Source organism: Lysinibacillus sp. COL-1, assembly GCF_059814265.1.
The window spans coordinates 181,790-205,473 of sequence record NZ_JCAWSJ010000002.1 but is presented as its reverse complement, the minus strand read 5'-3'; the positions used below and the strand labels follow the sequence as shown (position 1 = coordinate 205,473).

Genomic DNA, 23,684 nt, shown 5'->3' with positions numbered 1-23,684 from the left:
AAATAAGGGAAATCAAATGATTTTAATTAGTGTATGTATACATAACAGCTAGCATGTCATCTAGGAGAAATAAAGAAAAGGGGAATTGAACATGGACATGAAAATCTTGCTCATTGAAGATGATCCATCCATTTTTAACATGATTCAAGAACGTTTTGCACATTGGTCATTACAAGTGGTTGGTCCTAAAAATTTTCAAAAGGTGATGGACAATTTTATAGAGGAGAAACCACATCTTGTGCTGATTGATATTCAATTACCTGCCTATGATGGCTTTCATTGGTGTCGAGAAATACGTCATTTATCCAAAGTACCCATCCTTTTTCTTTCGTCTCGAGATCATCCAATGGATATGGTGATGGCTATGCAAATGGGAGCAGATGATTTTATACAAAAGCCATTCCATATGGAAGTGCTACTCGCGAAAACACAGGCGATTTTACGAAGAACCTATGACTATGTTGAGGAGAAAATGGACGTTACTCGTTTTAATAATGCCGTTATTGATTATACAAGGAGTGAGATTGTGTTTAATGGGGCTACTGCTTCCTTAACGAAAAACGAGCTCTTCATTTTACGAATTTTAGTGGAACAGGTTAATCAGATTGTTTCAAGAGACGAATTAATGAGAAAGCTTTGGGATGATGAACGTTTTGTCAATGATAATACTTTGTCGGTAAATGTTAATCGATTACGTACAAAGCTAGAGGATATTGGTTTACCAGAAGTGATTCTAACTAAAAAAGGACTTGGATATATGGCAGTCAGCCAGAGGACGTGAAAAACATGCTATTATTATTTATAAGAGAACGCTTTGCATGGATTGGTTTTTTTATTTTCATTTTTACACTTCTAAATGTGCTATTTTCTTTAGATGTTGGTTTAAATAGTATTTCAATATGGTATGTAAACATTAGTTTGCTTGTTAGTTTTACACTCTTTTTTGTGTGGCGTTATGTCAATGAAGTTGGGAAATTAAAAGATTTCCTGGGAAATATGGACGACTACCTTGATGAAGCACATAAAAACAGACTAGTTTTAACTCCTTTTCAGGAAGCATGCTTTCAAAAAATAGAAAGTGTCTTTTCTGAGAAGAACATGGAGTTAAATCAAGCTAAAGTGCAACTACAAGAGTATTCAGATGAGCTGTTGGCTTGGGTTCATGAAGTAAAGGCCCCTTTAACAACGATTAATTTATTGTTAGAGCATATTGAGGATGTATCACTGCGCCGAAAATTAGAGAATGAATGGCTGAGACTACATCTTTTAGTCGATCAACAGCTACATCAAACAAGATTAGCCTCTATTGAAAAGGACAACTATTTAAATGAGGTCGAGCTGAAACCGATTGTCTATAAAGAAATCAGGGGTATGCAGGCTTGGTGTATTGAAAAAGGTATTGGCTTTGAAGTCGCTGAGCTTACAGATACGGTTCTGACTGATGGCAAGTGGCTGGCGTTTATTGTTCGGCAAATTCTCTCAAATGCCATAAAATATAGTCCAGTAAATTCTGAGGTCACAATTTTTACTGAACATGACCCAACAGGTGCGACATTATTACATATAAAAGATGTAGGTATAGGTATTCCTTTAGAGGATTTACCTCGAATTTTTCAAAAATCGTATACGGGAACAGCGGGAAGAGAATCCTCACAATCTACAGGAATGGGTCTTTATTTGGCATCCAATGCAGCCCGAAAAATCGGGATTCGCATCTATGTTCAATCGAATGTTGGAGACGGCTCATTATTTACACTGCGTTTTCCCTTACAAAATGAATATGTCAAACTAACAGGTAGATGACGAAATTGTCACCTACCTTTTTATATTGTCATGTAAAACGCACGAATGAATAGCTATGACAGGGTACACTTGGATTATAGAAAGGGGCGTTATCACGTGACAGTTTTAATTGGTCGTAAAATAAAGAAAGTATATGGCAAAAAATCAACGGCTCAAGAAGTGCTAAAGGGTATTGATTTAGAAGTAAATAAAGGTGAGTTTGTAGGCATTATGGGACCTTCAGGTTCAGGTAAAACAACACTTTTAAATGTCTTGTGTTCTATAGATTTCGCAACAGAAGGTGTAATTGAAATAAACGGTCATAATTTGCGTGATATGAAAGAAAAGGCATTAGCGAATTTTCGACGAGAGCAGCTAGGATTCATATTTCAAGATTATAATTTACTGGATACCCTCACAGTAAAGGAAAATATCCTTCTGCCATTAGCTATCAGTAAGTTACCAAAAGCTGTTGCGGAAAGTCGAGTGAAAGAGCTAACATTCCTATTGGGTATTACAGAAATTTTAAATAAATATCCCAATGAAATATCTGGTGGACAAAAGCAGCGTACCTCTGCTGCACGTGCACTTATTACGACCCCATCGTTGGTATTTGCAGATGAGCCTACTGGTGCATTGGATTCTAAATCGGCTACAGCCTTGCTCCAAAATCTCCAAAACATTAATGAGACGAAAGAAGCGACAATAATGATGGTTACACATGATGCAGTAGCTGCAAGCTTCTGCACACGTGTTTTATTTTTAAAGGATGGCCTGATCTATAGTGAACTTTATAAGGGTGATAAAACAAGGCAGGCATTTTTCCAAGAAATCATGCATACGCAAAGTGTGCTAGGCGGTGACGGGTATGAGTCTTAGTAAGCTAGTGATTAGAAGCATGAAGAAAAATATGAAGCACTACTATCTATATTTCTTTGCTCTTATTTTTAGTGTTACTTTGTATTTTTCCTTTGTTACATTGCAAAATAATTCTGAGGTATGGGATGCTGTTCAAATGAGTGGAACGGCTACGGCAGGATTTAAAGCAGCCACTTATATTCTCTATTTTATCGTTTTATTCTTCGTCCTATATGCAAATCATTTATTTATGAAACGTCGTAGTAAGGAAATAGGCTTGTACCAATTGATAGGCATGACAAAGGGGCTAATCGTGCGTTTACTAGCGATTGAAAACATTCTCTTATTTATTGGTGCTGTTATTCTAGGGATGCTGGTAGGTTTCTTTAGCTCACGCGTATTTGCTATGATTTTACTACGTGTCCTTGAAAAAGAAGCTCTTGTAACCATGACATTTAGTACACAGGCATTACAGCAGTCGATGATCGTGTTTGCTATTCTTTTGGTTATTGTTCTTGTACAGATGGCTTGGATGATTCATCGTGTTTCATTATTATCACTGTTTAGCGCGGCAAAACAAGCAGACGAGCGTGTGAGACGTTTTAGTGCATTACAAATGGCAATTGGCTTTATGGGTCTTGTGCTGATTGCTTACGGCTACTATGCGTCAACAAAGCTATTTGATATTGATTCAGCTGGTCATTTATTTATCAATATGATGATAATTTTAGCTACGACTATTGGTGGTACATTTCTTGTCTTTCGTTTCTCCGTAGCCTTTATTATGAATACTATTCGCTTGAAGAAAAAAGGGCATTTATCTATCAAGGATGTATTAGCATTAACACCGATTATGCATCGCATGAAGAGCAACGCAAAGTCATTAACACTTATCACTGTATTAACAGGTGTGTCTCTAGGTGTAACGACGCTATCCTATATCGCCTACTATTCCTCAGAGGCATCGGCTTATAGCCAAGTACCTGGTGATTTCATATTGCTAGAAGAGCAGGGTCAGACCTTCTTAGAGGAGTTAGAGAAAAATAACATTACGTATGATAAAGTAGATTATCGTTTACAAGGAGTAACAGCCTCTGTAGGTCAATTAATGTCTAAAAAGCAGCAGGACAATCCTTTATATGATATGGAAGGAACAATCTATACTATCCCGCTTTCTGATTATCAGCAAAGCGTTCCTGAAGCATCGCTATCAGGCAACGATGTTATCTTAACCAACTATGGCGGTTATATGGCTGAAATGTTTCCATTAGAAAAAGATCGTGATGTAGTGGTATCTGCAGGAGAGCTTGAAGAAACTTTCCATGTAGTAGATGTTCATGATAAAAGTGTTATAAGTGGTATTGTCACGGCTGGAGGTGGCGGACCTATCTTTGTTGTGACAGATGACATGTTTACAAGTTTAACTACGCAAGCAGCGCTTTATCCTTGGCATCAACAAACGACCATTACAATAACAGCAAAAGAAGAATTAGAAACAGCAGAGAAATTATATATTCAAACAAATGCAGGAGTTATTACGGCTGTAGAAGGTGATGGTAAGACACAGCAATATACACAATCTTCCTTTGAAGAAAAACGTAAAGATAATATTGAAACATTAGGTCTTACGATTTTTACAACAGCATTTTTAGGATTAGCATTTCTAATGACAACTGGTAGTATTCTATACTTTAAACAAATGTCTGAGGCAGAGGAAGAAAGAAGTTCCTATACAATACTCAGAAAAATTGGTTTTGCCGAGAAAGACATCATGAAAGGCATTTATATGAAACAGGCCTTTAATTTTGGTGTCCCATTAGTTATTGGATTATTGCATAGCTACTTTGCTGTTAAGTCAGGATGGTTCTTATTTGGTACAGAGTTAACGGCTCCCTTGTGGATTGCGATGTGCTGTTACGTAGCGTTATATACGATCTTTGGCATACTTTCGGTTGGCTATTATAAAAAAGTTGTTCGTGAATCGTTGTAACAATTAAATATGAAGAAACTCAAAAACAGTGTAATGATTAATCCTTTACACTGTTTTTTTATATAAACATATTGAAATTGTGAAAACTATTGACTTTCAAATATCAGAATAATAAAGTTTAACATGTTAGTAATTTAGTGTATGAAAGTGAAGTGTAACAATGAATGCAGTAATTGCGGCGGTAGCCGTTATGTTGATATTAAGCTTGCTTCGCATCAATGTCGTTCTTTCCTTAGTACTAGGAGCTTTTGTAGGTGGTCTTACAAGTGGAATGGGCATTGAGGCAACAGTACAATCATTTACAGAAGGGTTAGGCGCAGGGGCCACTATTGCATTGAGTTATGGTCTCCTTGGTGGCTTTGCTATTGCTATTGCCAAAACTGGAATACCAGAATTGATGATTGCAGGGATGTTAAAAATTTTAAATGGCGAAAGTAATAGAAAAGGCTTAGTGAAGGTTTTAATTTTTTTCCTTATTTTCGTGATGTCTATTTTATCTCAAAATGTTATTCCTATTCATATTGCCTTCATTCCATTATTGATTCCTCCTATTTTAAAAATATTAAATATGTTGGAGGTTGATCGACGTATCATTGCGGTCCTAATTGCAGTAGGCTTAATCGGTACTTATAGTTTCGTGCCAGCTGGTTTCGGAGCCATTTTTCAAGATATCGTTGCTACACAAGTGTCAGAGGCTGGAATGGCTGTATCTTCACGTGATGTACCGGCAGCAATGGCGATTCCGGTGCTAGGAATGCTGATTGGGCTGCTTGTCGCCTTTGTTGTATACCGCAAGCCAAGACAGTATAAGCACAATGAAGTAGAGACTGAATCTTTAAACGTGAACGTCAGTAAGTTTGTGATGTTTTCTACAGCTCTTGCATTAGTCGCATCACTTTGTGCTCAAGTATTAACAGATTCAATGATTGTCGGTTCGTTTACAGGGATTATGTTGATGTATTTTACAGGTGCACTTAAATGGAAAGAGGCAGATGACATTCTCTCTGAAGGGATGAAGATGATGGCCTTTATTGGCTTTGTCATGATTGCGGCCAATGGCTTCGCAGCCGTTATTAATGCTACTGGGGATGTGGATAGCTTAATTACAAGCTCAATCGCTGTGCTGAAAGGTAATAGAAGTCTCGCTGTCTTTATCATGCTAGTCATTGGATTAGTTGTGACGATGGGTATTGGTTCATCTTTTGCTACAGTACCTATTATTGCTACGTTATTTGTTCCTCTTGCACAAGGGTTGGGATTGAGTCCATTAGCGATTCTTTGTTTAATTGGTACAGCAGGTGCTTTAGGCGATGCAGGCTCTCCAGCTTCAGATTCTACGTTAGGACCAACAGCAGGCTTAAATGTAGATGGACAACATCATCATATTTGGGATACTTGTGTACCGACATTTGTTTTTATTAATATCCCTTTGATCCTGTTTGGTTGGATGGCATGTGTATTCTTTCTATAAAATAAGAAGTAGTTTCTTATCTATAGAAACTACTTTCTTAAAGAATTGTTTGAAAAGTACGGAAATGTTGATATGACAACCTTAACTATTGCAATATGTAATAAAATTTTATATACTAATAAACGGCTTAATAAAGCGAAGAAGTAGTAGTACTAAGAATATCTACAACATTTAAAAGAATTTAGCGAAAAGACTTGCTTATTCTTTTTTTATTGTATATAATGTTGAATGTTGGTCTTTGACTGCGATGAAGCGAGAGGTTGCCGACACACCCGGCCGCTTTGCCATGGCGGTGTGTGGGAAAATTTTCGTGGAGAATGTCTAGAAAATAGGCGAGAAGGAGGGAAAATAATGGCAAAACAAAAGATTCGTATTCGTTTAAAAGCGTATGATCACCGTATTTTAGATCAGTCTGCTGAGAAAATTGTGGAAACTGCAAAACGTTCAGGTGCAAGTGTATCAGGTCCGATTCCACTTCCAACTGAGAAGTCTGTGTACACAATTCTTCGTGCGGTTCACAAGTACAAAGATTCTCGTGAACAATTCGAGATGCGTACGCATAAACGTCTGATCGATATCGTTAACCCAACACCACAAACTGTTGATGCGTTAATGAAACTTGATTTACCATCTGGCGTTGATATCGAAATCAAACTTTAATGGTAAAAATAATATAACTTTTCAAAACTTACAGGAGGTGTGACAAATGGCTAAAGGAATCTTAGGTAGAAAAATTGGTATGACACAAGTTTTCGCTGAAAACGGCGATTTAATCCCGGTAACAGTTATCGAAGCTGCGCCAAACGTAGTTCTTCAAAAGAAAACTGTTGAAACAGACGGCTACGAAGCAATTCAAGTTGGTTTCGAAGACAAGCGCGTTAAGCTTTCTAACAAACCTGAACAAGGTCACGTAGCAAAAGCGAACACTGCTCCTAAGCGCTTCATTCGTGAATTCCGCAACGTGAACGTTGGAGAATACGAAGTTGGTCAAGAAGTCAAAGTAGAAATTTTCGCAGAAGGCGATGTAATTGATGTAACAGGTGTTACTAAAGGTAAAGGTTTCCAAGGTGTTATTAAACGCCACGGACAATCTCGTGGTCCTATGGCCCACGGTTCTCGTTACCACCGTCGTCCTGGTTCAATGGGTCCAGTTGCTCCGAACCGCGTATTTAAACAAAAGAAATTACCTGGTCAAATGGGTGGCAATGTAGTTACAATCCAAAACTTAGAAATCGTGAAAGTTGATGCTGATCGTAACTTACTACTTGTTAAAGGTAATGTTCCTGGTTCTAAAAAAGCTCTAGTTACAGTAAAAACTGCAATTAAAGCTAAGTAATCACTTCAAGAAAGGAGGAAACAGGAATGACAAAAGTATCTGTACTTAGTCAAACAGGTGCTTCAGTTGGTGAAATCGAATTAAACGATGCGATCTTCGGAATCGAGCCAAATGAAGCAGTATTATTCGACGCAGTAGTAGCTCAACGTGCTTCTCTTCGTCAAGGTAATCACAAGGTTAAAAACCGTTCTGAGGTTGCTGGTGGTGGTCGTAAACCATGGCGTCAAAAAGGAACTGGTCGTGCTCGTCAAGGTTCTATCCGTTCTCCACAATGGCGCGGCGGTGGTATCGTATTCGGTCCTACTCCACGTAGCTATTCTTATAAATTACCTAAAAAAGTTCGCCGCTTAGCTCTTAAATCTGCTTTATCAGCTAAAGTAGTAGAACAAAACTTCTTAGTTCTTGATGCTCTAACTCTAGCAGCACCAAAAACAAAAGAATTCACAAAAATTCTTAAAGATCTTTCTTTAGAGAAAAAATCTTTATTCGTAACTGCTGACCTAGATGAAAACGTAGCATTATCTGCTCGTAACATCCCAGGTGTAACAGTTTTAACTGCAAATGGAATCAACGTTCTTGATCTATTAGGTCACGACAAAGTTGTATTCACTAAATCTGCAGTAGAAAAAGTTGAGGAGGTGCTTGGATAATGGAAGCACGTGATATTTTAAAACGTCCGGTCATTACTGAGCGTTCTTCAGAACTTATGGCAGAGAAAAAGTATACTTTCGAAGTAGACACTCGCGCTAACAAAACTCAAGTAAAAGACGCTGTAGAAGAAATCTTTGGCGTAAAAGTTGAGAAAGTAAACGTTCTTAACTACAAAGGTAAATTCAAGCGTGTTGGCCGTTACGGTGGTTACACTAACAAACGTCGTAAAGCGATTGTTAAATTAACTGCTGATAGCAAAGAAATTGAATTATTCGAAGTGTAATCCTTAATGGATTTATGATTTGAACACTCAAGAAGGAGGGAAAACACAATGGCGATTAAAAAGTATAAACCTACCTCTAATGGTCGTCGTAACATGACGTCATTAGACTTTGCGGAAATTACAACTAACAAGCCTGAGAAATCATTGCTTGAACCAACTAAACGCAAAGCTGGTCGTAACAACCAAGGTAAAATCACTGTTCGTCATCATGGTGGTGGTCATAAGAAGCAATACCGTGTTATCGATTTCAAACGTGTTAAAGATGGCATTCCGGCAAAAGTTGCTACTATTGAATATGATCCAAACCGTTCTGCGAATATCGCATTAATCAACTACGCTGATGGAGCAAAAGCTTACATCTTAGCACCAAAAGGTCTAGAGGTTGGTCAAACAATCGTTTCTGGTCCAGATGCTGATATTAAAGTAGGTAATGCATTACCATTAGCAAACATTCCAATGGGTACTACAATCCATAACATCGAGTTAAAACCTGGTAAAGGTGGACAATTAGTACGTTCTGCTGGTACTTCTGCTCAAGTACTTGGTCGTGAAGATAAGTACGTAATCGTTCGTCTTCAATCTGGTGAAGTACGTTTAGTGTTAGCTACTTGCCGCGCTACAATCGGTCAAGTTGGTAACGAACAACACGAACTTGTACACATCGGTAAAGCAGGTCGTAGCCGTTGGTTAGGTAAACGCCCAGAAGTTCGTGGTTCTGTAATGAACCCTAACGATCACCCACACGGTGGTGGTGAAGGACGTTCTCCAATCGGACGTAAATCACCAATGACTCCTTGGGGTAAACCAGCACTTGGTTACAAAACTCGTAAGAAGAAAAACAAATCGGATAAATTTATCATCCGTAGTCGTAAAAAATAAAGTGGTTAAACTACGGTTCTATGTGAGAGCCGTGGTGGAATCACGGAGGGAGGTTCCTACATGGGTCGCAGCTTGAAAAAAGGACCTTTTGTTGATGACCACTTAATGAAAAAAGTGGAAGTACAAGAGGCTTCTGAGAAAAAACAAGTTATCAAAACTTGGTCACGCCGTTCTACAATCTTCCCGAACTTCATCGGTTTAACGATTGCTGTATATGATGGACGTAAACATGTTCCTGTATACGTAACAGAAGATATGGTAGGCCATAAACTTGGTGAGTTCGCACCGACACGTACTTACAAAGGTCACGGTGCAGACGACAAGAAAACAAGACGCTAATTTTGAGAGGAGGTAAATCCTAATGACACAAGCTAAAGCTATCGCTCGCACAGTACGTATTGCTCCTCGTAAAGTACGTCTAGTTGTAGACTTAATCCGAGGTAAGCAAGTTGGTGAAGCAGTTGCAATTTTACGTCATACTCCAAAAGCGGCGTCTCCAGTCGTTGAGAAAGTATTAAAATCTGCAGTTGCTAATGCTGAGCACAACTACGATCTTGACATCAACTCTTTAGTAGTTTCTGAAGTGTTCGTTGATGAAGGTCCAACTTTAAAACGTTTCCGTCCACGTGCGCAAGGACGTGCAAGCGCAATTAACAAACGCACAAGCCACATCACTCTAGTGGTATCTGAGAAGAAGGAGGGTTAATCCGTGGGTCAAAAAGTACATCCAATAGGACTGCGCGTTGGTATTATTCGTGACTGGGAGTCAAAATGGTACGCTGAAAAAGACTATGCAACTCTACTTCACGAAGACATCAAAGTGCGTAAATATATTGAAACGGCTCTTAAAGACGCTTCTGTTTCTAAAGTAGAAATCGAACGTGCTGCAAACCGTGTAAACATTACAATTCACACTGCGAAACCAGGTATGGTAATCGGTAAAGGTGGTACTGAAGTTGAAAACCTTCGTAAATACCTTAGCGAGTTAACTGGTAAACGCGTACACATCAACATCATTGAAATTAAACGTGCAGATCTTGACGCTCGTCTAGTAGCTGAAAACATCGCTCGTCAATTAGAAAACCGTGTATCATTCCGTCGTGCGCAAAAGCAAGCGATCCAACGCACAATCCGTGCTGGTGCAAAAGGAATTAAAACACAAGTATCTGGTCGTTTAGGTGGCGCTGATATCGCGCGTGCTGAACACTATAGTGAAGGAACTGTTCCACTTCATACTCTACGTGCTGACATTGACTATGCACACGCAGAAGCTGACACTACTTACGGTAAATTAGGCGTTAAAGTATGGATCTACCGTGGTGAAGTTCTTCCTACGAAGAAATCTGTGGAAGGAGGCAAATAATATGTTATTGCCTAAACGCGTAAAATACCGTCGTGAACACCGCGGCAACATGCGTGGCGAAGCGAAAGGCGGCAAAGAAGTATCATTCGGCGAGTGGGGCTTACAAGCTCAAACTGCTAGCTGGATTACTAACCGTCAAATCGAATCTGCACGTATCGCGATGACTCGTTACATGAAACGTGGCGGTAAAGTTTGGATTAAAATCTTCCCACACAAACCTTACACTAAAAAACCTCTAGAAGTCCGCATGGGTTCTGGTAAAGGTTCTCCTGAAGGTTGGGTAGCAGTAGTAAAACCAGGAAAAATTATGTTCGAAATTGCTGGTGTATCTGAAGAGATTGCACGTGAAGCACTTCGTTTAGCATCACATAAGCTTCCTGTTAAATGTAAGATCGTAAAACGTCAAGAAACTGGTGGTGAATCTAATGAAAGCTAATGAAATCCGTGACCTTGCCACTTCTGAAATTGAATTAAAAGTGAAATCACTGAAAGAAGAGCTTTTCAACCTTCGCTTCCAATTGGCGACTGGTCAATTAGAAAACACAGCTCGTATTCGTGAAGTGCGTAAAGCAATCGCGCGTATGAAAACTGTTATTCGTGAAAGAGAAATCAGTGCAAATAACTGATAAAGGAGGTTTTCAAGTATGACTGAGCGTAATCAACGCAAAGTTTACACGGGCCGCGTTGTTTCAGATAAAATGGACAAAACTGTTACTGTTTTAGTTGAAACTCACAAAAAGCACAAGCTTTACGGTAAACGTGTAAAATACTCTAAAAAGTTTAAAGCTCATGATGAGCAAAACCAAGCGAAAATCGGTGATATCGTACGTATCATGGAGACTCGCCCGCTATCAGCTACTAAACGTTTCCGTCTAGTTGAAGTTGTAGAAAAAGCGGTTATTATTTAATAACTATTTCGGAACAACCATTTCCGAAGGGAGGTAACCTAAGTGATCCAACAAGAAAGTCGTATGAAAGTTGCTGACAACTCAGGTGCACGTGAAGTTCTTACAATTAAAGTGCTTGGTGGCTCTGGCCGTAAAACTGCTAACATCGGTGATATCGTTGTTTGTACAGTTAAGAAAGCAACACCAGGTGGCGTTGTCAAGAAGGGTGACGTTGTTAAAGCTGTTATCGTTCGTACTAAATCAGGCGTACGTCGTAAAGACGGTACGTACATCAAATTTGATGAAAATGCTTGTGTAATTATTCGTGATGATAAATCACCACGCGGAACTCGTATTTTCGGACCTGTTGCACGTGAATTACGTGACAGCAACTTCATGAAAATCGTTTCTCTAGCTCCAGAAGTTCTTTAATTTCATGATAGTGCCAATCAAGGAGGTGCGACAGCATGCATGTAAAAAAAGGTGACAAGGTTAAGGTTATCACTGGTAAGGACAAAGGCAAAGAAGGAGTAATCCTAGCTGCTTTCCCTAAACAAGACCGCGTTCTTGTTGAAGGCGTTAATATCGTGAAAAAGCACGTTAAACCTAACCAATTGAATCCACAAGGTGGGATTGTAAGCCAAGAGGCTGCAATTCACGTTTCGAACGTAATGCTAATCGATCCTAAATCTGGCGAGCCGACTCGTGTAGGTTATAAAATCGAAAACGGTAAAAAAGTTCGTGTTGCAAAAAAATCAGGTGCAGTAATCGACTAACTAGTAAATAAAAGAAGGGAGGTACACACATGAGCCGCCTAAAAGAAAAATATTTAAATGAAGTTTCTCCTGCTCTTATGAGCAAGTTTGGATATAAATCAGTTATGCAGTTGCCGAAAGTTGACAAAATCGTTATCAACATGGGTGTTGGTGATGCTGTTCAAAACTCTAAAGCATTAGATGCAGCTGTAGAAGAATTAACAATTATCACTGGTCAAAAACCAGTTGTAACTAAAGCGAAAAAATCGATCGCAGGTTTCCGTTTACGTGAAGGTATGCCAATCGGTGCTAAAGTTACATTACGCGGTGAGCGTATGTATGAATTCTTGGACAAATTAATCTCAATCTCACTTCCTCGTGTACGTGACTTCCGTGGTGTTTCTAAAAAAGCATTCGATGGTCGCGGTAACTACACTCTAGGTGTTAAAGAGCAACTAATTTTCCCAGAAATCGATTACGATAAAGTTTCAAAAGTACGCGGTATGGACATCGTGATCGTAACGACAGCGAACTCTGACGAAGAAGCTCGCGAGTTATTGACACAATTCGGTATGCCGTTCCAAAAGTAATTTAAACAAGGAGGGCGAAAACGTGGCTAAAAAATCTATGATCGTTAAACAACAACGTAAGCAAAAGTTTAAAGTGCAAGAATATACACGTTGTGAACGCTGTGGCCGTCCACACTCTGTATATCGCAAATTCAAACTTTGCCGTATTTGTTTCCGAGAACTTGCATATAAGGGACAAATTCCTGGCGTGAAAAAAGCCAGCTGGTAATCCCCTAATTTGGGAAGGAGGTAAATGTAATGACAATGACTGATCCGATTGCAGATATGCTTACTCGCATTCGTAATGCGAACATGGTTCGTCACGAGAAGTTAGAAGTACCAGCTTCCAACGTGAAAAAAGAAATCGCTGAAATTTTAAAGCGTGAAGGTTTCGTACGTGACGTAGAATACGTGGAAGACAACAAGCAAGGTATTATCCGTATCTTCTTAAAATACGGTAAAGATAACGAGCGTGTTATCACTGGCTTAAAACGTATTTCTAAACCTGGTCTACGTGTATATGCTAAAACAAATGAAGTGCCTAAAGTACTGAACGGTCTTGGTATCGCTTTAGTGTCAACTTCACAAGGTTTATTAACAGATAAAGAAGCTCGCGCTAAACAAGTTGGCGGCGAAGTTCTAGCATACGTTTGGTAATTAGCAATAAATGAATGGAGGTGCAACTAAATGTCTCGTGTAGGTAAAAAAATTATCGAGGTACCAGCTAACGTAACTGTTACTGTTGCAGCTGACAACACTGTTACTGTTAAAGGTCCTAAAGGCGAACTTGTTCGTTCTTTCCACCAAGATATGAAAATTGAGCAAGAGGGTAACGTAATCTCTGTATCACGTCCTTCTGAATCAAAAGAACACCGCACAAACCACGGTACTACTCGTGCGCTTCTAGCGAACATGGTTACTGGTGTTTCTGCAGGTTTCGAAAAAGCTTTAGAACTTATCGGTGTTGGTTACCGTGCGCAATTACAAGGCAAAAAACTTGTACTTAACGTAGGTTACTCTCATCCAGTAGAGTTCACACCTGAAGATGGTCTTGAAATTGAAGTTCCTTCTAACACTAAAATCATCATTAAAGGTATTAGCAAAGAGCGCGTTGGTGCTCTTGCATCTAACATCCGTGACGTTCGTCCACCAGAGCCATATAAAGGTAAAGGTATCCGTTACGAAGGCGAATACGTTCGTCGTAAAGAAGGTAAAACAGGTAAATAATGCTGCCTAAGCATTAGAAAGGAGTGACCCTTGTGATTACGAAACAGGATAAAAATCAAGTTCGTAAAAAACGTCATGCGCGAGTTCGTTCTAAAATTTCGGGTACTGCTGAGCGTCCACGCTTAAATGTATTCCGTTCTAACAAGAACATCTACGCTCAACTTATCGATGACGTAGCAGGCGTAACAATTGTTAGCGCATCTTCTCAAGAAAAAGATTTTGAAGGCACTGGTAGCAATGTTGCAACTGCATCAAAAATCGGTGAAACAATCGCGAAACGCGCTGCGGAAAAAAATATTACTGCTGTAGTTTTTGACCGTGGTGGTTACTTATATCATGGACGCGTGAAAGCTTTAGCTGAAGCTGCACGTGAGAATGGTTTAGAATTTTAATAAGAAGGAGGGACACATTTCATGAGTCGAATTGACGCAAACAAACTTGGAGAACTTGAAGAACGCGTAGTTACTATTAACCGTGTTGCTAAAGTTGTTAAAGGTGGACGTCGCTTCCGCTTCACAGCACTAGTTGTTGTTGGCGATAGAAACGGTCATGTAGGTTTCGGTACTGGTAAAGCTCAAGAGGTTCCAGATGCTATCCGTAAAGCTGTTGAAGATGCGAAGAAAAACTTAGTAGAAGTGCCACGTGTTGGTGGAACAACTCCACACTTAGTGCTTGGTCGCTTCGGTGCAGGAGAAATCTTAATTAAACCTGCTGCTCCTGGTACAGGAGTTATCGCTGGTGGTCCAGTACGTGCTGTACTAGAACTTGCTGGTATTACTGATATTCTTTCAAAATCTCTTGGATCTAACACACCAATCAACATGGTGCGTGCAACTGTTCAAGGTTTAACTGAATTAAAACGCGTAGAGGACGTAGCTAAATTACGTGGTAAATCAGTGGAAGAAATATTAGGATAAGGGGGGAAAGATAATGGCTAACAAATTAGAAATCACCCTTACTAAATCTGTGATTGGTACTAAACCTGCACAACGCAAAACTGTTGAAGCTTTAGGTTTACGTAAATTACACCAAACTGTAGAGAAAGCTGATAATGCAGCTACTCGCGGTATGCTTGATAAAGTAGCACACTTAGTTACTGTAAAAGAAATTTAATTTTCAATAATTGAACAAGGAGGTGCCACCCACTATGAAACTGCATGAGTTAAAACCAGCAGAAGGTTCTCGTAAGCAACGCAATCGCGTTGGTCGTGGTATCGGTTCTGGTAACGGTAAAACAGCAGGTAAAGGTCATAAAGGTCAAAACGCTCGTTCTGGTGGCGGTGTACGCCCAGGATTTGAGGGCGGTCAAAACCCATTATTCCGTCGTTTACCAAAACGTGGATTTACGAACATTAATCGTAAAGAATACGCGATTGTTAACCTTGATGCTTTAAACCGTTTCGAAGACGGTGCAGAAGTTACTGCTGCATTATTACTTGAAACTGGTATAGTGAGCAACGAGAAAGCTGGAATTAAAGTTCTTGGCAACGGAGCTCTTAATAAAAAGCTTACTGTTAAAGCTCATAAATTCTCAGCTTCAGCGAAAGAAGCAATCGAGAATGCCGGCGGAACTACTGAGGTGATTTAATGTTTCAGACAATCTCTAACTTTATGCGTGTTCGAGATATAAGAAATAAAATCATTTTCACACTTTTAATGTTAATCGTTTTTCGTATTGGAACTTTCATTCCAGTACCAAACGTTGACGCTGATGTATTAAAGGCAACTGATGAGTTTAACCTCGTTGGTTTCCTGAATACTTTTGGCGGTGGTGCTTTAAAGAACTTCTCCATCTTCGCGATGGGAATTATGCCTTACATCACAGCCTCAATCATTGTTCAGTTATTGCAAATGGACGTAGTACCGAAATTTGCTGAGTGGGCAAAGCAAGGTGAAGTCGGAAGACGTAAACTTGCACAATTTACTCGCTACTTTACTATTATTCTTGCTTTTATCCAATCATTCGCAATGTCATTCGGTTTTAATAGAATGTATGGTGGATCTTTGATTAAAGAAGAGGGCGTTCTAACTTATGTTACAATTGCTATAGTATTGACAGCGGGAACAGCATTCCTAGTATGGCTTGCTGAGCAAATTACTGCTCACGGTGTTGGTAATGGTATTTCTGTTGTCATTTTCGCAGGTATCGTTGCAGCATTGCCTACAGGGATCAACCAAATTTTTGCACAGCAAATCGAGGGTGCTGGAGATAAATTATTTATCAACATCATTGTCCTTGCATTGCTTGTATTAATTTTATTAGCAGTTGTAGTTGGGGTTATATACGTGCAACAAGCACTTCGTAAAATTCCAATTCAATATGCGAAACGAGTTACTGGACGTAGTCAGCAAACTGGTGGTCAACAAACGCATCTACCGTTAAAAGTAAATGCTGCAGGGGTTATTCCGGTAATCTTTTCAGTAGCGTTTCTTGTAACACCTCAAACGCTTGCTGTGTTCTTTGGTGAAAATAGTGTTACAAATTGGATTACGAAAAATCTGCAGTATACGCAGCCTATCGGTATGACAATTTATATTATTTTGATCGTCGCGTTCACATATTTCTATGCATTCGTTCAAGTGAATCCAGAAAATGTGGCAGACAACTTGAAAAAACAAGGTGCTTACATTCCAGGTATTCGTCCTGGTGAAAACACTCAAACGTATTTAACAAGCGTGTTATATCGTCTAACTTTTGTTGGTGCGATATTCTTAACTGTTATTGCTGTAATGCCGATTTTATTCATTAATTTTATGAATTTACCTGCCTCAGTGCAGATCGGTGGTACTAGTATTATTATCGTAGTCGGTGTAGCGCTGGAAACGATGAAGCAGCTAGAATCTCAACTTGTTAAACGTCACTACAAAGGCTTTATGAAATAATGTTGGTTTTTAGGGAACGTTCCATCGTTTCCTTAAATCAGCAAACCTTTTGTGGGAGGAATATTTCCTAATGAATATCGTTTTAATGGGTCTGCCAGGTGCTGGTAAAGGTACTCAGGCAGATAAAATTGTTGAGAAGTACGCGATTCCTCATATTTCTACAGGCGATATGTTCCGTGCTGCAATTAAAGAAGGTACTGAACTAGGCTTACAAGCGAAATCGTTTATGGATCAAGGTGCACTAGTACCTGATGAAGTAACGATTGGTATTGTTCGTGAGCGACTGGCTAAACCTGATTGTGAAAAGGGCTTCTTATTAGATGGATTCCCACGTACTGTTCCTCAAGCTGAAGCATTGGATAGCATTCTTGCTGATCTAGGTAAAGCGATTGAGCATACATTAAACATTCAAGTTGAAAAGGATGAGTTAATTGCTCGTCTTTCAGGTCGACGTATTTGTAAAACTTGTGGTACATCATATCATTTAATTTTCAATCCTCCTACGGTGGAAGGAAAATGTGATAAAGATGGCGGCGAGCTTTATACACGTGCAGATGATAATCCTGAAACGGTTGCAAACCGTCTGGAAGTAAATATGAATCAAGCACAACCTCTACTTGATTTCTATCAAGCTAAAGGTGTGTTAACTAACATTGATGGACAGCAAGATATTAACAAAGTGTTTGCTGATCTTGATGCTCTATTACAGGGCAGCCGCAGCTGATACCCGGCTCCGGGCGCAGAGTACTGCTTCCGCGGGAGGCATGCGGGAGCAACAACGAAACATAATTTTTTTGAGAGTTGCAAAAGCATATTGTGCCCGGTATATATTTCTTCTAAAGAGTGCAACATACCTTTTGGAGGAGTATAATGGGTTTCGTGGAAGCATCTGTGTAACGGGTATGAATATCTCATCAAAGACATTCCGGTATTCGTGTAAACATGGGAGGTTCAGTGCCCTTATTGGTTCTGTAAATTCCGTGGATTGTGTGAAGCGAAACCAGACGAGCGTCTTTCAAACATCTCTCATACAATCCAAACATATGTTGAAACGAGGTTGCTTCTAAAGTTGCAGCAGATATCCGTTTGATGTAACGATGAGAACTTTAATTTGCATATAGAGAGGAGACAGAGTAGATGGCGAAAGATGATGTAATTGAAGTCGAAGGGACAGTTGTTGAGACTTTGCCAAACGCGATGTTTAAGGTAGAATTAGAAAATGGACATGTGATTCTAGCACACGTATCTGGTAAGATTCGTATGCACTTTATCCGTATTCTACCTGGAGATAAGGTTACTATCGAGTTATCTCCTTATGATTTAACTCGCGGTCGTATCACATACCGTTTTAAATAATCTTTTGCGCTCCGGACTACTAAGGAGGTTAGGTTAGATGAAAGTGAGACCATCTGTGAAACCGATCTGCGAAAAATGTAAAGTAATTCGCCGACGCGGTAAAGTAATGGTAATCTGTGAAAATCCTAAACATAAACAAAAACAAGGTTAATTCTAAAGGAGGTGCACAACGTACATGGCACGTATTGCTGGTGTTGATATTCCTCGCGACAAACGCGTGGTAATTTCATTAACGTACATTTTCGGTATTGGTAAAACTACAGCTCAGAAAGTACTAGCTGATGCAGGTATTTCAGAAGATACACGCGTACGCGACTTAACTGAAGATGAGTTAAACAAAATCCGTGAACAATTAGATTCATACAAACTTGAAGGTGACTTACGTCGCGAAACTTCATTAAATATTAAACGTCTGATGGAAATCGGTTCATTCCGTGGTATCCGTCACCGTCGTGGCTTACCTGTTCGTGGTCAAAATACGAAGAACAATGCGCGTACGCGTAAAGGTCCTCGTAAAACTGTTGCGAACAAGAAAAAATAATTGGTAAAGGAGGTTCCTTCTTAACATGGCTCGTAAACAACAAACTCGTAAACGTCGTGTGAAAAAGAATATCGAATCTGGTATTGCACACATTCGTTCTACATTTAACAATACAATTGTAACGATTACAGATATGCAAGGTAACGCTGTATCTTGGTCAAGTGCTGGTGCTCTTGGTTTCCGTGGTTCACGTAAATCTACACCATTCGCTGCTCAAATGGCTGCAGAAACTGCTGCTAAAACATCCCTTGAACATGGTCTGAAAACGTTGGAAGTAACTGTTAAAGGTCCTGGTGCTGGTCGTGAAGCTGCTATTCGTGCACTTCAAGCTGCTGGTTTAGAAGTAACTGCTATTAAAGACGTTACTCCAGTTCCTCATAATGGTTGCCGTCCGCCAAAACGTCGTCGCGTGTAATGGGTGCGTCTCATATTGTATGAGAACATCATTTTTTGTACAGACTGTCTTGTGCAGATAATAAACGATACGTCATTGACGATCGAATCTATGATGGAAAGAACCTATACATTCGATGTTTTGAAGGAGGGTAAATAAAATGATCGAAATTGAAAAACCAAAGATTGAAACGGTGGAGATCAGCGAAGATTCCAAATATGGAAAGTTTGTTGTAGAACCGCTTGAACGCGGATATGGAAACACTTTGGGTAATTCTTTACGTCGTATCCTTCTGTCTTCATTACCAGGAGCTGCTGTCACTTCAATTCAAATTGATGGTGTTCTTCACGAATTCTCGACTGTAGAAGGCGTAGTAGAAGATGTAGCTTCAATCATTTTGAACGTGAAAAAACTAGCTCTTAAAATCTACTCTGACGAAGAAAAAGTTATTGAGATTGATGTAAAAGGCGATGGTACAGTTACGGCTGCTGACATTACACATGACAGTGACGTAGAAATTTTAAACCCAGATCTATATATTGCAACAATCGCTAAAAACGGTCATTTACGTATGCGTATGTATGCACAACGCGGCCGTGGTTACACTCCTGCTGATCAAAACAAACGTGAGGATCTTCCTATCGGCGTGATCCCGATCGACTCTATTTACACTCCAGTATCACGCGTCAATTTCCAAGTGGAAAATACTCGTGTAGGTCAGTCTTCTGACTACGACAAACTTTCTCTTGATGTGTGGACAGATGGTAGCATCGGTCCGAAAGAGGCGATTTCGCTCGGAGCAAAAATTTTAACCGAGCATCTTAACATCTTCGTTGGCATGACGGATGAGGCACAGACTGCTGAAATCATGGTCGAAAAAGAAGAAGATCAAAAAGAAAAAGTTTTAGAGATGACTATCGAAGAACTTGATCTTTCTGTTCGTTCTTATAACTGTTTAAAACGCGCTGGTATTAATACAGTACTAGAACTTGCGAATAAATCAGAAGACGATATGATGAAAGTTCGTAACCTTGGACGTAAGTCACTAGAAGAAGTAAAAGCGAAGTTAGAAGAGCTTGGTTTAGGATTACGCAAAGAAGACTAAGCGATTTAAACAACACTAATAAGATCAGATTTTTTCTATAAAGGAGGGAAACATCCATGGGTTACAGAAAACTTGGTCGTACAAGTTCTCAACGTAAAGCGATGTTACGTGACTTAGCTACTGATTTAATCATCAACGAGCGTATCGAAACTACTGAGGCTCGCGCTAAAGAAGTACGTAAAGCTGTTGAAAAAATGATTACTTTAGGTAAACGCGGAGATTTACACGCACGCCGTCAAGCTGCTGCATTCATCCGTCGCGAACTAGTAACAACGACTGATGCTGAAGGTAACGAAACAACATCATTTGCACTTCAAAAGTTATTTGATGATGTTGCACCACGTTATGCAGAGCGTCAAGGTGGTTACACTCGTATTCTTAAAGTAGGTCCTCGTCGTGGTGACGGTGCACCTGTTGTTGTGATTGAACTAGTTTAATCATAAGAGAAGACTTGTGGTGAAGAGGGTGGGAATCACCACCCTCTTTCTTTATAAATGATTTATACGACAAATAATTAAGCTGAGCGTTATGATGAGCGGGCACTTTAGGGTGTGGCGTCTCGTTTAGCTCTCCGCACCTCATTCAGGAGAAATAAGGGCTTGAGCACCCGTATTTCTTGTAAATGTAACGACAAGCGCATTTCTATCGAATGAGGTGCGCGCTTTTTTATTATGTGGGATAGCGCCAATTTGTGGTGCTTTTTTTAATATATGGGTTTTCTTTAGACGCTCAAAAGTGCACCATCAAATTGAGTTGTTATAGTAGTATTTTTCTTTTATCGACATACGGATTGTAGTAGAATTCATACATAAAAAAGTGTAAGTTAGTTAGTAGAGCTGAGCATGTAGAGAGGAGTTCTAGAAATGCCTGAAATTTTATCTTTAAATAATGTGACTTTTTCATATACACCAGAAATTCAAGACAGTCGTAATGCTGTAGAACATGTTAGTTTCGCTGTTGAAGAAGGCGAATGGATTGCCATAGTTGGACATAATGGTTCAGGTAAATCCACTATTGCCAAGCTGATGAACGGCTTGTTATTCCCTCAGCAGGGGGATGTGCGAATATTACGAGAACCCTTAAGTGAAGAAAACCTTTGGGAATCTCGCTCCTTAATGGGTATGGTTTTTCAAAACCCTGATAATCAGTTTGTAGGTGCCACTGTACAGGATGATGTTGCATTTGCCTTAGAAAACAATGGTGTGCCTTTTGAAGAAATGGTGAAACGTGTACACGCGGCACTAGAGCAAGTAAAAATGGACACGTTTTTAGATCATGAGCCACATCACTTATCTGGAGGACAGAAACAACGCGTTGCCATTGCTGGTGCACTTGCACTAAAGCCAAAGCTTCTCATTTTAGATGAGGCTACATCGATGTTGGATCCTCAGGGCCGTGCAGAGGTGTTACAAACTGTCCAAACATTACGTGCAGAAACGGGATTAACAGTAATATCCATAACACATGATTTAGAAGAAGCCATGTTAGCAGATCGAGTTCTTTTTATGAATGATGGCAAGAAGTTTGCAGAAGGTACACCTGCTGAAATCTTTGCACTTGGGGACAAGCTAGTTGAGTTTGGACTAGATTTACCATTTGCCTTGAAGTTATCAAAGCTATTGCAAAAGGAAGGTGTTCCATTAATGGGACAACATATGACAGAAGAAGAGTTGGTGAATGATTTATGGACATCAAACTTCAACAAATAAGCTATGCCTATGCACAGGGGACACCTTTTGAAAAACGGGCATTATTCGATGTAGACTTTGACATTCCATCCCATACTTATCAGGCAATTATAGGTCATACGGGTTCTGGGAAATCAACCATACTTCAGCATTTTAATGCACTTCTAAGACCTACTTCAGGAGAAGTACATATAGGGGATCGCCTGATTGTAGCTGGGAAAAAAGCAAAGGATTTAAAAGCTGTAAGACAAAAGGTCGGTATTGTCTTTCAATTCCCTGAGCATCAACTATTTGAAGAAACAGTGTTAAAGGATATTATGTTTGGGCCAATGAACTTTGGTGTATCAGAGAAGGAGGCTGAAGCGCGTGCAAGAGAACTTGTCAGCTTAGTTGGATTACCGAACAACGTGCTTGAGAAGTCTCCGTTTGATTTATCGGGTGGTCAAATGCGCCGAGTGGCAATTGCGGGTGTTTTGGCGATGGATCCAGAGGTAATAGTGTTGGATGAACCAACAGCTGGACTTGATCCACGAGGTCAAAAAGAGATCATGGATATGTTTTATCAACTCCATCAAGATCGTCGTCTTACAACGATTCTTGTCACACATAGTATGGAGGATGCGGCTCGATATGCAGATAATATTGTAATCATGCATGAAGGAAAAAATGTCTTAAGTGGACCACCACAAACTATTTTTAAAGATGGTGAAACATTAAAGAGTTTCCGCTTAGAGCCACCACGTATTGTCCGCTTTCAACAGAAGATTGAGCACATGATGGGTCGGTCCTTGTCAAAGGTTTGCTTGACGGAAGAGGAACTCGCTGCTGAAATTGCTCAAACGCTTAGAGAGGAGCGTGCAGAGCCATGATGGAAAAAATGATCTTTGGACGCTTCCTACCAGGTGACTCACCTGTGCATAAACTAGATCCACGATCAAAACTAATCTTTGTTTTTGCCTTTATTATTATTGTGTTTTTGGCCAACAATACAGTGACGTATGCTATGCTACTAGCATTTACGCTCTTGATTGTATTAGTATCACGTATTCGTCTGTATTTTTTAATTAATGGTCTCAAACCTGTTCTCTTTTTAATGGCTTTCACATTTCTTCTTCATATATTTATGACGAAGGAAGGCGTCCCTGTTTTCGAGTCAAAGTTTATCACGATATACGATGAAGGAATTAGGCGAGGAATATTTATTTCGGTACGTTTTCTAGTATTAGTATTTATGACATCTATCTTAACGTTAACGACATCACCGATCTCCATTACAGATGGTATTGAGGTTCTTTTAAATCCATTAAAAGCAATAAAAGTACCAGTTCATGAATTGGCTTTGATGATGTCCATTTCCTTACGCTTCATACCAACTTTAATGGATGAGACAGATAAGATTATGAAGGCACAAATGGCCCGAGGCTCAGATTTATCCTCTGGACCAATAAAAGATCGTATAAAGGCAGTAGTGCCATTGTTAGTACCACTTTTTGTCAGTGCATTTAAAAGAGCTGAGGATCTAGCAACTGCGATGGAAGTAAGAGGCTATCGTGGTGGTGAAGGTCGTACAAGGTACCGTAGGCTAAAATGGGATATGGGTGACACATTTGCACTTGTGTTACTAGTAGCAATAGGCGTATTGCTATTCTTTTATAGAAGTTAAAAG

The 23,684-nt window shown here is 39.6% G+C and carries 37 protein-coding genes and 1 pseudogene; all 38 read left to right on the top strand.

The window, feature by feature from the left end:
* The first annotated feature begins 91 nt into the window (after window positions 1-91).
* The 38 genes and pseudogenes from AC6BKE_RS01560 to AC6BKE_RS01375 all read left to right on the top strand — a co-directional run bounded on the left by AC6BKE_RS01560 (window position 92) and on the right by AC6BKE_RS01375 (window position 23,681).
* Window positions 92-781, top strand: a complete 690-nt coding sequence (locus AC6BKE_RS01560; protein WP_080717086.1) for a response regulator transcription factor — start codon at window positions 92-94, stop codon at window positions 779-781.
* A gap of 5 nt (window positions 782-786) precedes the next feature.
* A complete protein-coding gene (locus AC6BKE_RS01555) occupies window positions 787-1,803 on the top strand; it encodes a sensor histidine kinase (RefSeq protein ID WP_342535191.1) in 1,017 nt (338 codons plus the stop codon).
* Window positions 1,804-1,899: 96 nt separating this feature from the next.
* A complete protein-coding gene (locus AC6BKE_RS01550; RefSeq protein WP_330493774.1) occupies window positions 1,900-2,661 on the top strand; it encodes an ABC transporter ATP-binding protein in 762 nt (253 codons plus the stop codon).
* Window positions 2,651-4,630, top strand: coding sequence for an FtsX-like permease family protein (locus AC6BKE_RS01545; protein ID WP_058845121.1), 1,980 nt, complete (start codon window positions 2,651-2,653; stop codon window positions 4,628-4,630). The genes AC6BKE_RS01550 and AC6BKE_RS01545 overlap by 11 nt, the downstream gene beginning before the upstream one ends.
* Window positions 4,631-4,790: 160 nt before the next feature.
* The gene (locus AC6BKE_RS01540) at window positions 4,791-6,101 is read left to right on the top strand and encodes a Na+/H+ antiporter family protein (protein WP_058845120.1); all 1,311 of its coding nucleotides are present in this window, start codon (window positions 4,791-4,793) and stop codon (window positions 6,099-6,101) included.
* Between the two features lie 351 nt (window positions 6,102-6,452).
* On the top strand, window positions 6,453-6,761 hold the full coding sequence (gene rpsJ, locus AC6BKE_RS01535; RefSeq protein WP_004233624.1) for a 30S ribosomal protein S10: 309 nt from the start codon (window positions 6,453-6,455) through the stop codon (window positions 6,759-6,761).
* Between the two features lie 46 nt (window positions 6,762-6,807).
* On the top strand, window positions 6,808-7,437 hold the full coding sequence (gene rplC / locus AC6BKE_RS01530; protein ID WP_036124665.1) for a 50S ribosomal protein L3: 630 nt from the start codon (window positions 6,808-6,810) through the stop codon (window positions 7,435-7,437).
* 26 nt (window positions 7,438-7,463) lie between these two features.
* Window positions 7,464-8,087 carry a 50S ribosomal protein L4 gene (rplD, locus tag AC6BKE_RS01525; protein ID WP_004233626.1) on the top strand — a complete coding sequence of 208 codons (624 nt, stop codon included), beginning with the start codon at window positions 7,464-7,466 and terminating at the stop codon, window positions 8,085-8,087.
* Complete coding sequence (gene rplW, locus AC6BKE_RS01520; protein WP_036124663.1) at window positions 8,087-8,371, top strand: 50S ribosomal protein L23; 285 nt, start codon at window positions 8,087-8,089, stop codon at window positions 8,369-8,371. The genes rplD and rplW overlap by 1 nt, the downstream gene beginning before the upstream one ends.
* A gap of 48 nt (window positions 8,372-8,419) precedes the next feature.
* A complete protein-coding gene (gene rplB / locus AC6BKE_RS01515; RefSeq protein WP_036124661.1) occupies window positions 8,420-9,250 on the top strand; it encodes a 50S ribosomal protein L2 in 831 nt (276 codons plus the stop codon).
* A 60-nt stretch (window positions 9,251-9,310) separates the two neighbouring features.
* Window positions 9,311-9,589, top strand: a complete 279-nt coding sequence (gene rpsS / locus AC6BKE_RS01510) for a 30S ribosomal protein S19 (RefSeq protein WP_008181911.1) — start codon at window positions 9,311-9,313, stop codon at window positions 9,587-9,589.
* Window positions 9,590-9,611: 22 nt separating this feature from the next.
* Complete coding sequence (gene rplV, locus AC6BKE_RS01505) at window positions 9,612-9,956, top strand: 50S ribosomal protein L22 (protein WP_004233639.1); 345 nt, start codon at window positions 9,612-9,614, stop codon at window positions 9,954-9,956.
* A gap of 3 nt (window positions 9,957-9,959) precedes the next feature.
* On the top strand, window positions 9,960-10,613 hold the full coding sequence (gene rpsC / locus AC6BKE_RS01500) for a 30S ribosomal protein S3 (protein WP_025116438.1): 654 nt from the start codon (window positions 9,960-9,962) through the stop codon (window positions 10,611-10,613).
* 1 nt (window position 10,614) lies between these two features.
* Window positions 10,615-11,049 (top strand): 50S ribosomal protein L16, encoded by a 435-nt coding sequence (gene rplP, locus AC6BKE_RS01495; RefSeq protein WP_025116437.1) that lies wholly within the window; start codon window positions 10,615-10,617, stop codon window positions 11,047-11,049.
* Window positions 11,039-11,239, top strand: a complete 201-nt coding sequence (gene rpmC, locus AC6BKE_RS01490; protein WP_004233646.1) for a 50S ribosomal protein L29 — start codon at window positions 11,039-11,041, stop codon at window positions 11,237-11,239. The genes rplP and rpmC overlap by 11 nt, the downstream gene beginning before the upstream one ends.
* Window positions 11,240-11,257: 18 nt before the next feature.
* Entirely contained in the window at window positions 11,258-11,521 is a 264-nt protein-coding gene (rpsQ, locus tag AC6BKE_RS01485; protein ID WP_008181723.1) for a 30S ribosomal protein S17, read from the top strand.
* Between the two features lie 42 nt (window positions 11,522-11,563).
* Window positions 11,564-11,932 (top strand): 50S ribosomal protein L14, encoded by a 369-nt coding sequence (gene rplN, locus AC6BKE_RS01480; RefSeq protein WP_004233650.1) that lies wholly within the window; start codon window positions 11,564-11,566, stop codon window positions 11,930-11,932.
* 35 nt (window positions 11,933-11,967) lie between these two features.
* Window positions 11,968-12,276, top strand: a complete 309-nt coding sequence (rplX, locus tag AC6BKE_RS01475) for a 50S ribosomal protein L24 (protein ID WP_004233652.1) — start codon at window positions 11,968-11,970, stop codon at window positions 12,274-12,276.
* Window positions 12,277-12,305: 29 nt separating this feature from the next.
* Complete coding sequence (rplE, locus tag AC6BKE_RS01470) at window positions 12,306-12,845, top strand: 50S ribosomal protein L5 (RefSeq protein ID WP_008181719.1); 540 nt, start codon at window positions 12,306-12,308, stop codon at window positions 12,843-12,845.
* A 22-nt stretch (window positions 12,846-12,867) separates the two neighbouring features.
* On the top strand, window positions 12,868-13,053 hold the full coding sequence (locus AC6BKE_RS01465) for a type Z 30S ribosomal protein S14 (RefSeq protein ID WP_004233656.1): 186 nt from the start codon (window positions 12,868-12,870) through the stop codon (window positions 13,051-13,053).
* A 29-nt stretch (window positions 13,054-13,082) separates the two neighbouring features.
* Window positions 13,083-13,481, top strand: a complete 399-nt coding sequence (gene rpsH, locus AC6BKE_RS01460) for a 30S ribosomal protein S8 (RefSeq protein ID WP_008181717.1) — start codon at window positions 13,083-13,085, stop codon at window positions 13,479-13,481.
* Between the two features lie 30 nt (window positions 13,482-13,511).
* Window positions 13,512-14,051: a 50S ribosomal protein L6 gene (rplF, locus tag AC6BKE_RS01455; RefSeq protein ID WP_008181715.1), complete on the top strand. Its 540-nt coding sequence runs from the start codon at window positions 13,512-13,514 to the stop codon at window positions 14,049-14,051.
* Between the two features lie 32 nt (window positions 14,052-14,083).
* Window positions 14,084-14,443 (top strand): 50S ribosomal protein L18, encoded by a 360-nt coding sequence (gene rplR, locus AC6BKE_RS01450; RefSeq protein WP_036124657.1) that lies wholly within the window; start codon window positions 14,084-14,086, stop codon window positions 14,441-14,443.
* A gap of 21 nt (window positions 14,444-14,464) precedes the next feature.
* Entirely contained in the window at window positions 14,465-14,968 is a 504-nt protein-coding gene (gene rpsE / locus AC6BKE_RS01445; protein WP_008181711.1) for a 30S ribosomal protein S5, read from the top strand.
* Between the two features lie 13 nt (window positions 14,969-14,981).
* Window positions 14,982-15,164, top strand: coding sequence for a 50S ribosomal protein L30 (gene rpmD, locus AC6BKE_RS01440; RefSeq protein WP_004233668.1), 183 nt, complete (start codon window positions 14,982-14,984; stop codon window positions 15,162-15,164).
* A gap of 34 nt (window positions 15,165-15,198) precedes the next feature.
* Window positions 15,199-15,639 carry a 50S ribosomal protein L15 gene (gene rplO, locus AC6BKE_RS01435; protein WP_036129082.1) on the top strand — a complete coding sequence of 147 codons (441 nt, stop codon included), beginning with the start codon at window positions 15,199-15,201 and terminating at the stop codon, window positions 15,637-15,639.
* Window positions 15,639-16,934: a preprotein translocase subunit SecY gene (gene secY / locus AC6BKE_RS01430; RefSeq protein WP_036129079.1), complete on the top strand. Its 1,296-nt coding sequence runs from the start codon at window positions 15,639-15,641 to the stop codon at window positions 16,932-16,934. The genes rplO and secY overlap by 1 nt, the downstream gene beginning before the upstream one ends.
* Window positions 16,935-17,004: 70 nt before the next feature.
* Window positions 17,005-17,658: an adenylate kinase gene (locus AC6BKE_RS01425; RefSeq protein WP_036129077.1), complete on the top strand. Its 654-nt coding sequence runs from the start codon at window positions 17,005-17,007 to the stop codon at window positions 17,656-17,658.
* 252 nt (window positions 17,659-17,910) lie between these two features.
* Window positions 17,911-17,985 (top strand): annotated as a pseudogene (locus AC6BKE_RS01420) (type I methionyl aminopeptidase); the annotation flags it as partial.
* An 86-nt stretch (window positions 17,986-18,071) separates the two neighbouring features.
* On the top strand, window positions 18,072-18,290 hold the full coding sequence (gene infA / locus AC6BKE_RS01415) for a translation initiation factor IF-1 (protein ID WP_004233690.1): 219 nt from the start codon (window positions 18,072-18,074) through the stop codon (window positions 18,288-18,290).
* A 37-nt stretch (window positions 18,291-18,327) separates the two neighbouring features.
* Window positions 18,328-18,441, top strand: coding sequence for a 50S ribosomal protein L36 (gene rpmJ, locus AC6BKE_RS01410; RefSeq protein ID WP_000868344.1), 114 nt, complete (start codon window positions 18,328-18,330; stop codon window positions 18,439-18,441).
* A 24-nt stretch (window positions 18,442-18,465) separates the two neighbouring features.
* Window positions 18,466-18,831 (top strand): 30S ribosomal protein S13, encoded by a 366-nt coding sequence (gene rpsM, locus AC6BKE_RS01405; RefSeq protein ID WP_004233729.1) that lies wholly within the window; start codon window positions 18,466-18,468, stop codon window positions 18,829-18,831.
* Between the two features lie 25 nt (window positions 18,832-18,856).
* Entirely contained in the window at window positions 18,857-19,246 is a 390-nt protein-coding gene (gene rpsK / locus AC6BKE_RS01400) for a 30S ribosomal protein S11 (RefSeq protein ID WP_004233731.1), read from the top strand.
* A 139-nt stretch (window positions 19,247-19,385) separates the two neighbouring features.
* Window positions 19,386-20,330 (top strand): DNA-directed RNA polymerase subunit alpha, encoded by a 945-nt coding sequence (locus tag AC6BKE_RS01395; RefSeq protein WP_004233733.1) that lies wholly within the window; start codon window positions 19,386-19,388, stop codon window positions 20,328-20,330.
* 56 nt (window positions 20,331-20,386) lie between these two features.
* Window positions 20,387-20,767: a 50S ribosomal protein L17 gene (gene rplQ, locus AC6BKE_RS01390; RefSeq protein WP_012296051.1), complete on the top strand. Its 381-nt coding sequence runs from the start codon at window positions 20,387-20,389 to the stop codon at window positions 20,765-20,767.
* A gap of 426 nt (window positions 20,768-21,193) precedes the next feature.
* On the top strand, window positions 21,194-22,039 hold the full coding sequence (locus tag AC6BKE_RS01385; protein WP_036129072.1) for an energy-coupling factor ABC transporter ATP-binding protein: 846 nt from the start codon (window positions 21,194-21,196) through the stop codon (window positions 22,037-22,039).
* Window positions 22,015-22,887: an energy-coupling factor ABC transporter ATP-binding protein gene (locus AC6BKE_RS01380; RefSeq protein WP_058845117.1), complete on the top strand. Its 873-nt coding sequence runs from the start codon at window positions 22,015-22,017 to the stop codon at window positions 22,885-22,887. Before AC6BKE_RS01385 ends, AC6BKE_RS01380 begins: the two co-directional genes overlap by 25 nt.
* Window positions 22,884-23,681, top strand: coding sequence for an energy-coupling factor transporter transmembrane component T family protein (locus AC6BKE_RS01375; protein ID WP_036129069.1), 798 nt, complete (start codon window positions 22,884-22,886; stop codon window positions 23,679-23,681). The genes AC6BKE_RS01380 and AC6BKE_RS01375 overlap by 4 nt, the downstream gene beginning before the upstream one ends.
* Window positions 23,682-23,684 lie beyond the last annotated feature (3 nt).

Excerpts from the sequence above, each read along its gene's own strand:
- AC6BKE_RS01560 (WP_080717086.1), top strand. The coding sequence starts at position 92 with ATGGACATGAAAATCTTGCTCATTGAAGATGATCCATCCATTTTTAAC.
- AC6BKE_RS01555 (WP_342535191.1), top strand. The coding sequence starts at position 787 with ATGCTATTATTATTTATAAGAGAACGCTTTGCATGGATTGGTTTTTTT.
- AC6BKE_RS01545 (WP_058845121.1), top strand. The coding sequence starts at position 2,651 with ATGAGTCTTAGTAAGCTAGTGATTAGAAGCATGAAGAAAAATATGAAG.
- AC6BKE_RS01540 (WP_058845120.1), top strand. The coding sequence starts at position 4,791 with ATGAATGCAGTAATTGCGGCGGTAGCCGTTATGTTGATATTAAGCTTG.
- rpsJ (WP_004233624.1), top strand. The coding sequence starts at position 6,453 with ATGGCAAAACAAAAGATTCGTATTCGTTTAAAAGCGTATGATCACCGT.
- rplC (WP_036124665.1), top strand. The coding sequence starts at position 6,808 with ATGGCTAAAGGAATCTTAGGTAGAAAAATTGGTATGACACAAGTTTTC.
- rplD (WP_004233626.1), top strand. The coding sequence starts at position 7,464 with ATGACAAAAGTATCTGTACTTAGTCAAACAGGTGCTTCAGTTGGTGAA.
- rplW (WP_036124663.1), top strand. The coding sequence starts at position 8,087 with ATGGAAGCACGTGATATTTTAAAACGTCCGGTCATTACTGAGCGTTCT.
- rplB (WP_036124661.1), top strand. The coding sequence starts at position 8,420 with ATGGCGATTAAAAAGTATAAACCTACCTCTAATGGTCGTCGTAACATG.
- rpsS (WP_008181911.1), top strand. The coding sequence starts at position 9,311 with ATGGGTCGCAGCTTGAAAAAAGGACCTTTTGTTGATGACCACTTAATG.
- rplV (WP_004233639.1), top strand. The coding sequence starts at position 9,612 with ATGACACAAGCTAAAGCTATCGCTCGCACAGTACGTATTGCTCCTCGT.
- rplP (WP_025116437.1), top strand. The coding sequence starts at position 10,615 with ATGTTATTGCCTAAACGCGTAAAATACCGTCGTGAACACCGCGGCAAC.
- rpmC (WP_004233646.1), top strand. The coding sequence starts at position 11,039 with ATGAAAGCTAATGAAATCCGTGACCTTGCCACTTCTGAAATTGAATTA.
- rpsQ (WP_008181723.1), top strand. The coding sequence starts at position 11,258 with ATGACTGAGCGTAATCAACGCAAAGTTTACACGGGCCGCGTTGTTTCA.
- rplX (WP_004233652.1), top strand. The coding sequence starts at position 11,968 with ATGCATGTAAAAAAAGGTGACAAGGTTAAGGTTATCACTGGTAAGGAC.
- rplE (WP_008181719.1), top strand. The coding sequence starts at position 12,306 with ATGAGCCGCCTAAAAGAAAAATATTTAAATGAAGTTTCTCCTGCTCTT.
- rpsH (WP_008181717.1), top strand. The coding sequence starts at position 13,083 with ATGACAATGACTGATCCGATTGCAGATATGCTTACTCGCATTCGTAAT.
- rplF (WP_008181715.1), top strand. The coding sequence starts at position 13,512 with ATGTCTCGTGTAGGTAAAAAAATTATCGAGGTACCAGCTAACGTAACT.
- rpsE (WP_008181711.1), top strand. The coding sequence starts at position 14,465 with ATGAGTCGAATTGACGCAAACAAACTTGGAGAACTTGAAGAACGCGTA.
- rpmD (WP_004233668.1), top strand. The coding sequence starts at position 14,982 with ATGGCTAACAAATTAGAAATCACCCTTACTAAATCTGTGATTGGTACT.
- rplO (WP_036129082.1), top strand. The coding sequence starts at position 15,199 with ATGAAACTGCATGAGTTAAAACCAGCAGAAGGTTCTCGTAAGCAACGC.
- secY (WP_036129079.1), top strand. The coding sequence starts at position 15,639 with ATGTTTCAGACAATCTCTAACTTTATGCGTGTTCGAGATATAAGAAAT.
- AC6BKE_RS01425 (WP_036129077.1), top strand. The coding sequence starts at position 17,005 with ATGAATATCGTTTTAATGGGTCTGCCAGGTGCTGGTAAAGGTACTCAG.
- infA (WP_004233690.1), top strand. The coding sequence starts at position 18,072 with ATGGCGAAAGATGATGTAATTGAAGTCGAAGGGACAGTTGTTGAGACT.
- rpmJ (WP_000868344.1), top strand. The coding sequence starts at position 18,328 with ATGAAAGTGAGACCATCTGTGAAACCGATCTGCGAAAAATGTAAAGTA.
- rpsM (WP_004233729.1), top strand. The coding sequence starts at position 18,466 with ATGGCACGTATTGCTGGTGTTGATATTCCTCGCGACAAACGCGTGGTA.
- rpsK (WP_004233731.1), top strand. The coding sequence starts at position 18,857 with ATGGCTCGTAAACAACAAACTCGTAAACGTCGTGTGAAAAAGAATATC.
- AC6BKE_RS01395 (WP_004233733.1), top strand. The coding sequence starts at position 19,386 with ATGATCGAAATTGAAAAACCAAAGATTGAAACGGTGGAGATCAGCGAA.
- rplQ (WP_012296051.1), top strand. The coding sequence starts at position 20,387 with ATGGGTTACAGAAAACTTGGTCGTACAAGTTCTCAACGTAAAGCGATG.
- AC6BKE_RS01385 (WP_036129072.1), top strand. The coding sequence starts at position 21,194 with ATGCCTGAAATTTTATCTTTAAATAATGTGACTTTTTCATATACACCA.
- AC6BKE_RS01380 (WP_058845117.1), top strand. The coding sequence starts at position 22,015 with ATGGACATCAAACTTCAACAAATAAGCTATGCCTATGCACAGGGGACA.
- AC6BKE_RS01375 (WP_036129069.1), top strand. The coding sequence starts at position 22,884 with ATGATGGAAAAAATGATCTTTGGACGCTTCCTACCAGGTGACTCACCT.